General features: G+C 73.0%; 12 protein-coding genes. 7 read left to right on the top strand and 5 right to left on the bottom strand.

Annotated features, from left to right (window positions below):
- Window positions 1-129: 129 nt before the first annotated feature.
- Both Ani05nite_RS11745 and Ani05nite_RS11740 read right to left on the bottom strand, forming a co-directional pair.
- Complete coding sequence (locus Ani05nite_RS11745; RefSeq protein WP_203767757.1) at window positions 130-1,131, bottom strand: sugar phosphate isomerase/epimerase family protein; 1,002 nt, start codon at window positions 1,129-1,131, stop codon at window positions 130-132.
- 27 nt (window positions 1,132-1,158) lie between these two features.
- The gene (locus Ani05nite_RS11740; protein ID WP_203767754.1) at window positions 1,159-2,328 is read right to left on the bottom strand and encodes a Gfo/Idh/MocA family protein; all 1,170 of its coding nucleotides are present in this window, start codon (window positions 2,326-2,328) and stop codon (window positions 1,159-1,161) included.
- 118 nt (window positions 2,329-2,446) lie between these two features.
- On the opposite strand from Ani05nite_RS11740, the gene Ani05nite_RS11735 reads away from it, so the two are divergent.
- Complete coding sequence (locus Ani05nite_RS11735; RefSeq protein WP_203767752.1) at window positions 2,447-3,469, top strand: LacI family DNA-binding transcriptional regulator; 1,023 nt, start codon at window positions 2,447-2,449, stop codon at window positions 3,467-3,469.
- A gap of 120 nt (window positions 3,470-3,589) precedes the next feature.
- Here Ani05nite_RS11735 and paaK read toward each other — a convergent pair whose 3' ends face one another.
- From paaK to paaI, 3 genes are read right to left on the bottom strand one after another with little or no spacing between them, the layout of a single operon-like run.
- On the bottom strand, window positions 3,590-4,897 hold the full coding sequence (paaK, locus tag Ani05nite_RS11730; protein WP_203767749.1) for a phenylacetate--CoA ligase PaaK: 1,308 nt from the start codon (window positions 4,895-4,897) through the stop codon (window positions 3,590-3,592).
- A 19-nt stretch (window positions 4,898-4,916) separates the two neighbouring features.
- Window positions 4,917-5,567: a TetR/AcrR family transcriptional regulator gene (locus Ani05nite_RS11725; protein ID WP_203767746.1), complete on the bottom strand. Its 651-nt coding sequence runs from the start codon at window positions 5,565-5,567 to the stop codon at window positions 4,917-4,919.
- The gene (gene paaI, locus Ani05nite_RS11720) at window positions 5,564-5,977 is read right to left on the bottom strand and encodes a hydroxyphenylacetyl-CoA thioesterase PaaI (protein WP_203767743.1); all 414 of its coding nucleotides are present in this window, start codon (window positions 5,975-5,977) and stop codon (window positions 5,564-5,566) included. Before paaI ends, Ani05nite_RS11725 begins: the two co-directional genes overlap by 4 nt.
- 83 nt (window positions 5,978-6,060) lie before the next feature.
- Between paaI and paaN the strand changes: the two genes are divergently transcribed.
- Genes paaN through paaB form a run of 6 tightly spaced genes read left to right on the top strand, consistent with a single transcriptional unit; the run spans window position 6,061 to window position 11,835 of the window.
- The gene (gene paaN / locus Ani05nite_RS11715) at window positions 6,061-7,749 is read left to right on the top strand and encodes a phenylacetic acid degradation protein PaaN (RefSeq protein ID WP_203767741.1); all 1,689 of its coding nucleotides are present in this window, start codon (window positions 6,061-6,063) and stop codon (window positions 7,747-7,749) included.
- Window positions 7,742-8,956 carry a thiolase family protein gene (locus Ani05nite_RS11710; protein WP_203767739.1) on the top strand — a complete coding sequence of 405 codons (1,215 nt, stop codon included), beginning with the start codon at window positions 7,742-7,744 and terminating at the stop codon, window positions 8,954-8,956. The genes paaN and Ani05nite_RS11710 overlap by 8 nt, the downstream gene beginning before the upstream one ends.
- Window positions 8,956-9,717, top strand: coding sequence for an enoyl-CoA hydratase/isomerase family protein (locus tag Ani05nite_RS11705; protein ID WP_203767737.1), 762 nt, complete (start codon window positions 8,956-8,958; stop codon window positions 9,715-9,717). Before Ani05nite_RS11710 ends, Ani05nite_RS11705 begins: the two co-directional genes overlap by 1 nt.
- Complete coding sequence (locus tag Ani05nite_RS11700; RefSeq protein ID WP_203767735.1) at window positions 9,714-10,598, top strand: 3-hydroxyacyl-CoA dehydrogenase family protein; 885 nt, start codon at window positions 9,714-9,716, stop codon at window positions 10,596-10,598. Before Ani05nite_RS11705 ends, Ani05nite_RS11700 begins: the two co-directional genes overlap by 4 nt.
- Window positions 10,595-11,542 carry a 1,2-phenylacetyl-CoA epoxidase subunit PaaA gene (paaA, locus tag Ani05nite_RS11695; RefSeq protein WP_203767733.1) on the top strand — a complete coding sequence of 316 codons (948 nt, stop codon included), beginning with the start codon at window positions 10,595-10,597 and terminating at the stop codon, window positions 11,540-11,542. The genes Ani05nite_RS11700 and paaA overlap by 4 nt, the downstream gene beginning before the upstream one ends.
- Window positions 11,539-11,835: a 1,2-phenylacetyl-CoA epoxidase subunit PaaB gene (gene paaB / locus Ani05nite_RS11690; RefSeq protein ID WP_203767731.1), complete on the top strand. Its 297-nt coding sequence runs from the start codon at window positions 11,539-11,541 to the stop codon at window positions 11,833-11,835. The genes paaA and paaB overlap by 4 nt, the downstream gene beginning before the upstream one ends.
- The last annotated feature ends 2 nt before the right edge of the window (window positions 11,836-11,837 follow it).

The following is an 11,837-nucleotide window of genomic DNA, read 5'->3' as shown; positions in this document are numbered from 1 at the left end:
TCCGCCCGCCGGCGGCCCGGGGAGCCGCCGCCACCGACGTCGTTGTCGGCGGCAGCGACCGGCCCACGCACCGGGGCGATCGCCGGCCCCGGCCGCTCAGATCGCCGCTATCGCCGTCGCGGCGAGCGCTCAGACCCCGGCCTTGGCCGCCGCGGCGAGCAGGTTCTCCGCTGCCAGCCGCAACCCCTCCACCTGGTCGTAGGCCTGGTCCTCGTGCTCGATGTTGACCGCGATGTCGGGGTCCACGGCATGCAGCGCCCGCAGGAACGGCACCCAGAAGTCGTCCACCCCGTGCCCTCGGCCCACCGCCACGAATTCCCAGGCCGGGTTCGTCGGCCACTGGTTGAGCGTGTTCCTGCCCCCGAGGCCGAGCGGGTTGGCGTCCGCCGGGGTGCGGGTGAAGCGGTCGTCGAGGACCCCGTACAGGCGGGCGTTCGCCGGGTTGATCCGGGTGTCCTTCGCGGCGGCGTGGAAGACCAGGTCACCCAGGTGCTCGACGCAGGCGACCGGGTCCATGCCCTGCCAGAACAGGTGGCTCGGGTCCATCTCGGCGCCGACGTGGGTGGCGTGGGTCTGTTCCACCAGGCGTTGCAGGGTGGGCGGGTTGAAGACGAGGTTCTGCGGGTGCATCTCGATGCAGACCTTGACGTCGGCGGCGGCCGCGCGGGCGTTGACGTCCTTCCAGAACGGGACCGCGACCTGCCACTGGTGGTCGAGGATGTCGAGGAACTGGCTGTCCCACGGGTTCACAACCCAGTTCGCCGTCCTGCCGCCGGGCTCGCCGGCGGGCAGGCCGGACATCGTCACGACGCGTTTGACGCCGAGCACGGCCGCCACCTCTATCGCCCGGTGCAGGTCGGCCGCGTGCCGCGGGCCCACGGCCGGGTCGGGGTTGAGCGGGTTGCCGTTGACGTTGAGGCCGGTCAGCTCGATGCCGGCCTGGGCGAAGCGGCCCAGGTATTCCTCGCGGGCGCCGGTGCCGGCCAGGATGTCGTCGATCGGCAGATGCGGGGCGGGGATGAAGCCACCCGCGTTGATCTCGGCGCTGGTCAGGCCCAGCCCGCCGAGGATCTTGAGGGTTTCGTCGAGGGGCCGGTCGTGCAGGCACGCGGTGTAGGCGCCGAGCTTCATGGCTTCACCTTTCCGGGCTGTGGGGGCTCAGAGCTGGACGGGTTTGTCGGTGGCCGAGACCACGGCGTCGAGGACGCGCAGGTTGTGCAGGCCGTGGGCCAGGTCGGGGCACGGCGGCAGGTGGTCGGCTCCCGCGATCTGATCGAGGAAGGCGCGGGCCTGGAACACGAAAAAGTCGTTCTGGCCGTGGCCCACGGTGGGGAAGTCCATCGGCAGCCCGCGGGCCACGTACGGGTGCCACGGCCCGACGAGCACCTGGCGGGCGCCGTTCACGCTCGGACCGGGCGTGCCGTCGATGATGCCGAACTCGCCCGGGCGGGTGAGGTCGAACGTCGCGGTGCCGTGCTCGCAGAACAGCTCCAGCCGCAGCGTGTTGGCATGGCCGAACGCCACCCGGGACAGCGAGAAGGTGCCGAGCGTGCCACCGGCATAGGTCGTGGTGAAAGTGCAGATGTCCTCGTTCTCCACCGGCGCGTGCTCGTCGCTGAGCTCGACGCCGCCGGCGTGCCCGACGGCGACTCCCAGCGGCTTCGGCCGTGAGGTGATCAGGGTGCTCATCGAGGCGCCCTGCACGCCGGTGGTCGGACCGCAGAGGAACTCGGCCAGATCGACCAGGTGGCTGCCGATGTCGGCGAGCACGCCGGACCCCGGACCGCCGCGGTACCGCCAGCTCATCGGCCGTTGCGGGTCGACGCCGTAGTCGGTGAAGTAGTTGGCGACGATGTGCCGGACCCGGCCCAGACCTCCGGTGCGGATCTGTTCGCGGATGGCGTTGATCGCGGGGGACCGGCGGAACGTGAACCCGACCGCCGCGACCCGGTCGGTGGCCGCGGCCGCGTCGACCATGGCCTGGGCGTCGGCGAGGCTGGGCGCGAGGGGCTTCTCGCAGAGCACGTGCTTGCCGGCGGCGAGCGCCGCCTCGACGATCTCCCGGTGCAGATTGTTGGCGACCGCGACGGTGACCGCGTCGACGTCGGGCGCGTCGATCACGGCGCGCCAGTCGGCCTCCGTGCGCTCGAAGCCGTAGCGAGCGGCGACGTCGGTGGCGAACGGCTCGTGCGTGTCGGCGACGGCGACCAGCCGAGGGGCCGGCAGGCCGAGCTCGTAGACGGTGGCGGCGTTGCGGTAGGCGTTCGCGTGGGCGCGGCCGACCATGCCCGCGCCGATGACGGCGACACCGAGGGGCTGACGGGTCATGAGGGGACCTCCGGCTGAGGGGAGCGGAGTGCGGGTCCGGGGTTTTAAAGCGCTTTAACTCCGAGTACTATCCAAGCTGATCTCGTGAGGTGTCAAGGGCGTGACGGAGGTTCCGGGAGTGGATCAACGACCTCGGCTCGACGACGTCGCCGCGCGGGTCGGCGTCTCCACCGCGTCGGTCTCGCTGGTGCTGCGCGGCGCGCCCGGGCCGAGCGCGGAGACCCGGCGTCGCGTCCTGGAGGCGGCCGCCGAGCTGGGGTACCGGGCGGACCGCACGGCGAGCATGCTGGCCCGCCGGCGCCGGCACCTGCTGGGCGTGATGCTCGACATCCGCAGCCCGTTCCACGCCGAGCTGGTGGAGGAGATCCAGGCCGAGGCCGACCGGATCGGTTACGAGGTGGTGCTGTCCACGCTCACCCGGCACCGTGATGAGGATCGGGCGATCGAGAGCCTGCTCGACTTCCGCTGCGAGGCCGTGCTGCTGCTCGGCCCGGACGCCCCGGACCAGCGGCTCGCCGCGCTCGCCGCGCAGGTCCCGGTGGTCGCGATCGGCCGCCGGGTGGCGGCGGGCGACGTCGACGTGGTCCGGCCGGCCGACCACGCCGGGGTCGCCGAGGCCCTCGCGCACCTGACCGGTCTCGGTCACCGGCACATCGCCTTCGTCGACGGCGGCCGCGGGGTCGTCGCGGCCGCGCGCCGGCGCGGATACCGCGATGGCATGCGTCGGGCCGGGCTGGCCGAGGAGATCCGCATCATCGCGGGGGACCACACCGAGGAGGGCGGCATCCGCGCCGGGCGGCTGATCGCCGCCGGCGCCGACCGGCCGACCGCCGTGATGGCCTCCAACGACCGCTGCGCCGTCGGGGTCATGGACGCGTTCGTCCGCGCCGGCATCGAGGTCCCCGGGCAGATCTCGGTCGTGGGGTACGACGACAGCACGCTCGCCCATCTGGCCCACATCGACCTCACCACGGTCAACCAGGACGCGGCGGCCCAGGCCCGGCACGCGGTGCTCGCCGCGGTCCAGCGTCTCGACGAGGGCCGGGAGCAGCGGCTGGAGGTCGTGCTGAACCCCCGCCTCGTGGTCCGCGGCACCACGGGCCCACCACCGCGCGGAGAGGGGCCGGCCGACGCTTCGTGAAGCCGGGGCGCGATCCGCCGGCGGCTCGGACGCGATCGCGGCCCGGGCGACGCCCGGGCGGCCCGGGCGACGCGGTCGCGGGGCGGTCGCGGGGCGGGCGTCGCCCGGACGGCCCGGCGATCAGTCCTTCGGCCGCTGGTCCACGATCCGGCGCATCTTGCCCATCGAGCGCTCCACCCCGTCCGGCGCGATGACGTCCACCGCCACGCTGACCCCGATCGTGTTCTTCACCAGCCGGGCGAGCTCCCGGCCGGCCAGCTCGGCTGCGACCGGTTCGACGCCGGGCCGGCGTTCGACCTTCACCGTCATCGCGTCGAGGCGGCCTTCGCGGGTCAGCAGGCACTGGAAGTGCGGCGCCAGCTGCGGTGTGCGCAGGATCAGCTCCTCGATCTGGGTCGGGAACAGGTTCACGCCGCGCAGGATGATCATGTCGTCCGTACGCCCGGTGATCTTCTCGATGCGCCGCATCGGCCGGGCCGTGCCCGGCAGCAGCCGGGTGAGGTCCCGCGTGCGGTAGCGCACGACCGGCATGGCCTGCTTGCTCAGCGACGTGAACACCAGCTCGCCGGTCTCGCCGTCCGGCAGCACCTCGCCGGTCAGCGGGTCGATGATCTCGGGGTAGAAGTGGTCCTCCCAGACGTGCAGACCGTCCTTGGTCTCCACGCACTCGGTCGCCACCCCCGGCCCCATCACCTCGGACAGGCCGTAGATGTCCAGCGCGTGGATGTCCAGCTGCTGCTCGATCTCGTCCCGCAGGTCCCGGGTCCACGGCTCGGCGCCGAAGATCCCGACGGCCAGGGACGTGCCGCGCGGGTCCAGGCCCTGCCGGCGCATCTCGTCCACGATGGCCAGCATGTAGCTGGGCGTGACCATGATGACGTCCGGCTCGAAGTCCTTGATCAGCATCACCTGGCGCTCGGTCATGCCACCGGACATCGGGATCACTGTGCAGCCCAGCTCCTCCGCGCCGTAGTGCGCCCCGAGACCGCCAGTGAACAGGCCGTACCCGTAGGCGATGTGGACCCGGTCGCCGCGGCGGCCGCCGGACGCGCGGATCGACCGCGCCATCAGCTCCGCCCAGGTCCGGATGTCCTGCCGCGTGTAGCCGACCACCGTGGGACGGCCGGTCGTGCCGGACGAGGCGTGCAGGCGGGCGACCTGCTCGCGCGGCACGGCGAACATGCCGAACGGGTAGTTGCCGCGCAGCACCGCCTTGTCGGTGAACGGGAACCTGGCGAGATCGGCGAACTCCCGCAGGTCGTCGGGGTGCGCCTGGACCTCGTCGAACATCGTGCGGTACTGCGGCACGTGGTCGTACGCGTGGCGCAGCGACCACTGCAGGCGCCGCAGCTGCAGCGCGCGCAGCTCGTCCACGGACGCCCGCTCGATCGGGTCGAGGTCCTCGGGTCGGGGGGTACGGTCCTGCATGCGCTCTCCTCTGCGAACCTCACTGCCTCGTGCGCAGGCCGTCGAAGGCGATGGTGGTGACGGCGTCGGCGAGCTCCGCCGCTCCGCCGCGCCGCGGGCTGTACCACTCGATCAGCGAGTTGACCATGCCGAACAGCAGCCGGGCGGCGGTCGCCGCGTCCACGTCCGGGCGGATGGCGCCCTCGGCCTGGGCCTGCTTGACCAGCTCGGTGACCTTGGCGTCGAAGATCCGGCGGCGCAGCAGGGCCTCCAGCTCCACCGCCGTGTTCCCGCGTACGCGTAGCAGCAGCGTCACGTACTCCAGCCGCTCCGCGAGTAGGAGCACGCTGCGCCGGATGAGCGTCTCGAGCCGCTCGATGGCGCTCACCTGCAGCGCCTCCACCTCGTCCATGGCGTCGTGCAGGCCGTCCAGCGCCTGGTCGACGGCGATCCGGAGCAGCTCCTGCTTGCCGGTGACGTGGTGGTAGAGGCTGGACTTGGTGATGCCGAGCCGTTTGGCCACGTCGTCCATGCTGGTGGCCTCGTACCCGCGCTCGTTGAACAGCCGGACCGCCGCCGCGAGCACCGCGCCCAGGTCGTGCCCGGGCCGTCCACGCTTGGGCCGGTTGCGTTCCTCGAGGTAGTCGACGACGCGTTCGGCGCGGGCGGCCGGATCGGTCTCGTCGGTCATGCCGGCCGGCCCGGGCTGATGACGCGGCTGCGGCCGCGGAACTCGGCGATCACGTCGCCGTCCCGGGTCACCGTGACGTCGTAGACGCCGCTGCGGCCGCTGGACGCGCGCTCGGCGGCGGTGGCCACCAGCTCGTCGCCCTCCGTGCTGGGCCGCAGGAAGGTGATGTCGGCGCCGGCCGCGACGGTGACCGGCCCGGCCGCGTTGCAGGCCAGCGCGAACGCGGTGTCGGCCAGCAGGAACACGTAACCCCCGTGGGTCATGCCGTGGCCGTTGACCATGTCGGCCGTGACCCGCATGCGGGCGACCGCGGCGCCGGCGCCCGCGGAGACGAGCGCAATGCCGAGGGTACGGGAGGCCTGGTCGCGATCGAACATCTCGTGCGCCGGCCGGCCGTCGTCCCGTGCCATGTTCCCTCCGTTTCCCGCCCGGTCTTGATTACCGACCGAACGGACGGTAAATATGAGACACAGCCAACCGCACAGGAGCGCCGATGACAACCCCCGCCGGGTTCTACGAGAAGCACCGCGAGCTGCTCGACAAGGCGATCGAGGCGGCCTCGACGCGCGACTACTGGTCGGCGTATCCCGAGTCGCCCAGCAAGTCGGTCTACGGCGAGGACGCCGCGCCGGCCGGTGAACGGGCGTTCCAGGCCCTGCTCGGCCAGCAGTTCCCGATCGAGGTGCCCGGTGCGGCCGGCACCGTGACCACCGAGCGCTCGCCGTACGGGATCGCCCTGGACGTCAGCTATCCCCGAGCCGACCCGGCCGACCTGGTCGCCGCGGCCCGCGCCGCCCTGCCCGGCTGGCGGGCCGTCGGCCCCCAGGGCCGCGCCGGCGTGGCCGCCGAGATCCTGCAGCGGCTCAACGCCCGCATCTTCGAGCTCGCCCACGCCGTCCAGCACACCACCGGTCAGGCGTTCGTCATGGCGTTCCAGGCCGGCGGGGCGCACGCGCAGGATCGCGGCCTCGAGGCCGTCGCCGTCGCGCTCGCCGAGTCGACGCGGATCCCCGCCACCACGACCTGGAGCAAGCCGCAGCGCGGCGGCGACCCGCTGCGCCTGGCCAAGACCAGCACGGTCGTCGGCCGCGGCGTCGCCCTGCTGATCGGGTGCAACACCTTCCCCACCTGGAACGGCTACCCCGGACTGTTCGCGAGCCTGGTCACCGGCAACGCGGTCATCGTCAAGCCGCACCCCGGCGCCGTGCTGCCGCTCGCCATCACCGTGCAGGTCGCCCGCGAGGTGCTCGCCGAGGCCGGCCTGGACCCGAACGTCGTGACGCTCGCGGTTGAGGAGCCCGGCGACGGCATCGCGGCCACCCTGGCCACCCACCGCGACGTGCGGATCGTCGACTTCACCGGATCCAGCGAGTTCGGCAACTGGCTGGAGGCGAACGCCCGCCAGGCGGTCGTCTACACCGAGAAGGCCGGGCTCAACACGGTCATCGTCGACTCGACCGACGACTACAAGGGCCTGCTGCGCAACCTGGCGTTCTCGCTGTCGCTCTACAGCGGCCAGATGTGCACCACCCCGCAGAACCTCCTGGTGCCCTCGACCGGCATCGAGACCGACGCCGGTCACCGCAGCGCGGAGGAGTTCGGCGCCGACCTGTCCGCCGCGCTCGACAAGCTGCTCGGCGACCCCAAGCGGGCCGCGGGCACCCTCGGCGCGATCGTCAACGACGGCGTGCTGGCCCGGCTCACCGAGGCCGGCAACGCCCCGCACGTCATCCACCCGTCCACGGCCGTGTCGGACGAGCAGTATCCGGACGCGACCATCCGCACCCCCGTGGTGCTGCGGCTCGACGCCGCCGACGAGAAGTCGTACACCCGCGAGTGGTTCGGGCCGGTGTCGTTCGTGATCACCACCGAGTCGACCCGGCACAGCCTCGCGCTGTTCACCGAGACCGTGCGGCACCACGGCGCCCTCACCGCCTCGGTGTACTCCACCTCGCCGGAGGTCCTGGCGGCCGCCCGCGAGGCCGCCCTCGACGCCGGCGTGCACCTCTCCGAGAACCTCACCGGCGGCGTCTTCGTCAACCAGACCGCCGCCTTCAGCGACCTGCACGGCACGCCGGCCAACCCGGCCGCGACCGCCTCGCTCAGCGACGCCCAGTTCGTCACCGGCCGGTACTTCACGCTGCAGTCGCGCCACCACGTCACCGAGGAGAGCAATGCCTGAGGCCTTCCTGGTCGGCGGCGTCCGCACCCCGCAGGGCAAGTACGGCGGCAGCCTCTCCGGGGTGCGTCCCGACGACCTCGCCGCCCTGGTGGTCCGGGAGGCGGTCGGCCGCGGTGGCGTGCCCGCCGACGCGATCGACGAGGTGATCCTCGGCGCGGCCAACCAGGCCGGCGAGGACAACCGCAACGTCGCCCGGATGGCCGTGCTGCTCGCGGGCCTGCCCGACACGGTCCCCGGCTACACGGTCAACCGGCTCTGCGCCAGCGGCCTGACCGCGATCATCTCCGCGGCGCAGGCCGTCCGCAGCGGCGAGGCCGACCTGATCGTGGCCGGCGGGGTCGAGTCGATGACCCGGGCGCCCTGGGTCATGGCCAAGCCCGGCACGCCGTGGGCCCGCCCCGGCGAGGTCGTGGACTCCTCCCTGGGCTGGCGGTTCACCAACCCCCGCTTCACCGCGCACGACAAGGAGGCCGGCAGCGGACCGGAGGACCGCCGGGTCACCCTGGCCATGGGGGAGACGGCGGAGGAGGTCGCGGCCCTCGACGGCATCACCCGCGCCGACAGCGACGCCTTCGCGCTGCGCAGCCACGAGCGGGCCGTCGCCGCGATCGACGCCGGCCGCTTCGCGCCGGAGATCGTCGCGGTGCCGCTCAAGGACGGCGAGATGACCGTCGACGAGATCCCCCGCCGCGGCAGCAGCCTGGAACGCCTCGGCGCGCTGCGTCCCGTCTTCCGCGCCGGCGGCGTGGTGACCGCGGGATCGTCCTCGCCGCTGTCGGACGGCGCGGCCGCCGTCGTGGTGGCCAGCGCGGAGGCCGTGCGCCGGTACGGCCTGACCCCGCGCGCCCGCATCGTCACCTCCGCCAGCGCCGGGGTGCCGCCGCAGATCATGGGTCTCGGTCCCGTGCCCGCCACCGAGAAGGCCCTGGCCCGGGTCGGCTGGAGCGTCGGCGACGTCGACGCGGTCGAGCTCAACGAGGCGTTCGCGGTGCAGTCGCTGGCGGTGCTGCGCCGGCTCAAGCTGGACGAGGAGCGGGTCAACGCCGACGGCGGCGCCATCGCGCTGGGGCACCCGCTGGGCTGCTCCGGCGCCCGGCTCACCGTCACCCTGCTCGGCCGCATGGAGCGTGAGGACGCCCGGCGCGGCCTGGCCACCCTCTGCGTCGGTGTTGGCCAGGGCGTGGCGATGCTGGTGGAGCGCGTCTGATGCCGGAAGCCACCGCCGCGGCCCCGCCGCCGGCCACCATCAAGGTCGAGGAGGCCGGCGACCGTGTCGTCGTGACGCTGCGCCGGCCGCATGCCCGCAACGCCATCAACGCCGCCATGGTCCGCGAGCTGCACGAGGTCTGCGCCGGCCTGGAGGAACACCCGAGGCTGCTGCTGCTCACCGGCGACGGCGGCACGTTCGCCGCCGGCGCCGACATCGGCGAGCTGCGCGAGCGCGGCGGCGAGCAGGCCCTGCGGGGCATCAACAGCCGCCTGTTCGACCGGATCGCCCGGCTGCCGATGCCGACCGTGGCCGCGGTCGACGGCTGGGCGCTCGGTGGCGGGGCGGAGCTGGCCTACGCCTGCGACATCCGGCTGGCCTCGCCGACCGCGACCTTCGGCAACCCCGAGCCCGGCCTGGGCATCCTGGCCGCGGCCGGGGCCTGCTGGCGCCTCCGCGACCTGCTCGGCGCCTCGGTGGCCAAGCAGGTGCTGCTGGCCGGCCGGCGCCTCGACGCCGAGGACGCGCACCGGCTGGGCCTGGTCGCCGAGATCGTGCCGGCCGAGCACCTGATCGAGCGGGCCCACGCGCTGCTCGACCGGATGGCCCGCTCGGGCCCGCTCGCGCTGCGGCTGACGAAGCTGGTCACGGACGCGCCGGGCGGACACCCGGTCACCGACGACCTCGCCCAGGCGATCCTGTTCGAGTCGGCCGACAAGCGCGCCCGGATGGATGCCTTCCTGGCCGGGGAACGCCGATGACCGCGACCACCCCGCCGGGCCCGAGCGTCCCGAAGAGCGTCGGGGTGATCGGTGGCGGGCGGATGGGCGCCGGCATCGCGCAGGTCTTCGCCGGCGCCGGCGCCTCCGTGACCGTGGTGGAGGCGGACCGCGCCGCCGGTGCCGCTGCCCTCGACCGGCTCGGCGCCGCGCTGCGCCGGGCCGCGGACCGCGGCAAGCTCACCGAGGAGCCCGCGGCCGTCCTGGGGCGGATCACCTTCACCGGCGACCTCGCCGCCCTGCCCGCCGAGGTGGAGCTGGTCGTGGAGGCCGTGCCGGAGGACGCCGGGCTCAAGATCGGCGTCCTCGCCGCCGCCGAGCGCGTCGTCGGGCCGCACGCCGTGCTGGCGAGCAACACCAGCTCGCTGTCCATCGCCGGGCTGGCCGAGGGCCTGAGCAGCCCGGAGCGGTTCGTCGGCATGCACTTCTTCAATCCGGTGCCGGCCAGCGATCTCGTGGAGATCGTCGTCGGCCCGGGCACCGGCGACGCCGTTCGCGACGCCGCGTGGTCGTGGGCGTCCGGCCTCGGCAAGACCGCGATCGTGGTCCGCGACTCGCCGGGCTTCGCCACGAGCCGCCTCGGCGTGCTGCTGGGGCTGGAGGCGATCCGCATGCTGGAGGAGGGCGTCGCCGACGCCGCCTCGATCGACCGGGCCATGGAGCTCGGTTACCGCCACCCGATGGGCCCGCTGCGTTCGACCGACCTCGTCGGCCTGGACGTCCGGCTCGCCATCGCCGAGCACCTGCACCGCGAGCTCGGCGACCGGTTCGCACCACCACAGCTGCTGCGGGACAAGGTGGCCCGCGGCGAGCTGGGCCGCAAGACCGGACAGGGCTTCCACACCTGGGAGGAGAGCCGATGACCGCCACGTCGATCACGGACACCGACGAGAAGGCCTTCACCGAGACCATCGCGAAGGACCAGCGCGTCGAGCCACGTGACTGGATGCCGGAGGGCTACCGCAGGACGATGATCCGGCAGATCGCCCAGCACGCCCACTCCGAGATCATCGGCATGCAGCCGGAGGGGGAGTGGATCACCCGGGCGCCGTCGCTGCGGCGCAAGGCGATCCTGCTGGCCAAGGTGCAGGACGAGGCCGGTCACGGGCTCTACCTGTACTCGGCGGCGGAGACCCTGGGCGCCGACCGCGGCGACCTGACCCGGCGGCTCATCGAGGGCCGGCAGAAGTACTCGTCGATCTTCAACTATCCGACGCTGTCGTTCGCCGACGTCGGCGTCATCGGCTGGCTGGTCGACGGCGCGGCGATCTGCAACCAGGTGCCGCTGTGCCGCAGCTCGTACGGCCCGTACGCGCGTGCCATGATCCGCATCTGCAAGGAGGAGTCCTTCCACCAGCGGCAGGGTTACGAGCTGCTGATGACGATGATGCGGGGCACGCCGGCGCAGCGCGAGATGGTGCAGGACGCGGTCAACCGCTGGTGGTGGCCGTCGCTGATGATGTTCGGCCCGCCCGACGACCAGTCGCCGAACTCGGCCCAGTCGATGGCCTGGAAGATCAAGCGGCACAGCAACGACGAGCTGCGGCAGCGCTTCGTCGACATGAGCGTGCCGCAGGCCGAGGCGCTCGGCGTCACCCTGCCCGACCCGGAGCTGCGCTGGAACGACGAGCGCGGGCACTGGGACTTCGGGCCGATCGACTGGTCCGAGCTCAAGCGGGTGATCTCCGGCGACGGGCCCTGCAACGCGTTGCGGATCGAGAACAGGCGGCGCGCCGACGAGGAAGGCGCCTGGGTCCGCGAGGCAGCCGCCGCGCACGCCCGGCGTCGTCAGGAGGCAGGGGCATGACCGACGAGATCAAGCACGAGTGGCCGTTGTTCGAGGTGTTCGTCCGGGCCAAGCGCGGCCTCAACCACGTGCACGTCGGCTCCCTGCGGGCCGCCGACCACGAGATGGCGCTGCACCACGCCCGGGACCTCTACACCCGGCGCAACGAGGGCGTCAGCATCTGGGTGGTGCGCTCCGACGACGTGGCTTCGTCCAGCCCGGAGGAGAAGGAGGCGTTCTTCGCGCCCAGCGGGGACAAGGTCTACCGGCATCCCACGTACTACTCGATTCCCGACTCCGTACCGCACATCTGAGG

This window comes from Actinoplanes nipponensis (assembly GCF_016862275.1).
GTDB lineage: Bacteria > Actinomycetota > Actinomycetes > Mycobacteriales > Micromonosporaceae > Actinoplanes > Actinoplanes nipponensis.
Note: the sequence above shows the minus strand (reverse complement) of the source record. Positions and strands in the feature narration are given on the sequence as shown.

Bases quoted from the DNA above. Each gene is read 5' to 3' on its own strand.
- Ani05nite_RS11745 (WP_203767757.1), bottom strand. From the start codon at position 1,131: ATGAAGCTCGGCGCCTACACCGCGTGCCTGCACGACCGGCCCCTCGAC.
- Ani05nite_RS11700 (WP_203767735.1), top strand. From the start codon at position 9,714: ATGACCGCGACCACCCCGCCGGGCCCGAGCGTCCCGAAGAGCGTCGGG.
- Ani05nite_RS11725 (WP_203767746.1), bottom strand. From the start codon at position 5,567: ATGACCGACGAGACCGATCCGGCCGCCCGCGCCGAACGCGTCGTCGAC.
- paaA (WP_203767733.1), top strand. From the start codon at position 10,595: ATGACCGCCACGTCGATCACGGACACCGACGAGAAGGCCTTCACCGAG.
- paaK (WP_203767749.1), bottom strand. From the start codon at position 4,897: ATGCAGGACCGTACCCCCCGACCCGAGGACCTCGACCCGATCGAGCGG.
- Ani05nite_RS11705 (WP_203767737.1), top strand. From the start codon at position 8,956: ATGCCGGAAGCCACCGCCGCGGCCCCGCCGCCGGCCACCATCAAGGTC.
- Ani05nite_RS11740 (WP_203767754.1), bottom strand. From the start codon at position 2,328: ATGACCCGTCAGCCCCTCGGTGTCGCCGTCATCGGCGCGGGCATGGTC.
- paaB (WP_203767731.1), top strand. From the start codon at position 11,539: ATGACCGACGAGATCAAGCACGAGTGGCCGTTGTTCGAGGTGTTCGTC.
- paaI (WP_203767743.1), bottom strand. From the start codon at position 5,977: ATGGCACGGGACGACGGCCGGCCGGCGCACGAGATGTTCGATCGCGAC.
- Ani05nite_RS11710 (WP_203767739.1), top strand. From the start codon at position 7,742: ATGCCTGAGGCCTTCCTGGTCGGCGGCGTCCGCACCCCGCAGGGCAAG.
- paaN (WP_203767741.1), top strand. From the start codon at position 6,061: ATGACAACCCCCGCCGGGTTCTACGAGAAGCACCGCGAGCTGCTCGAC.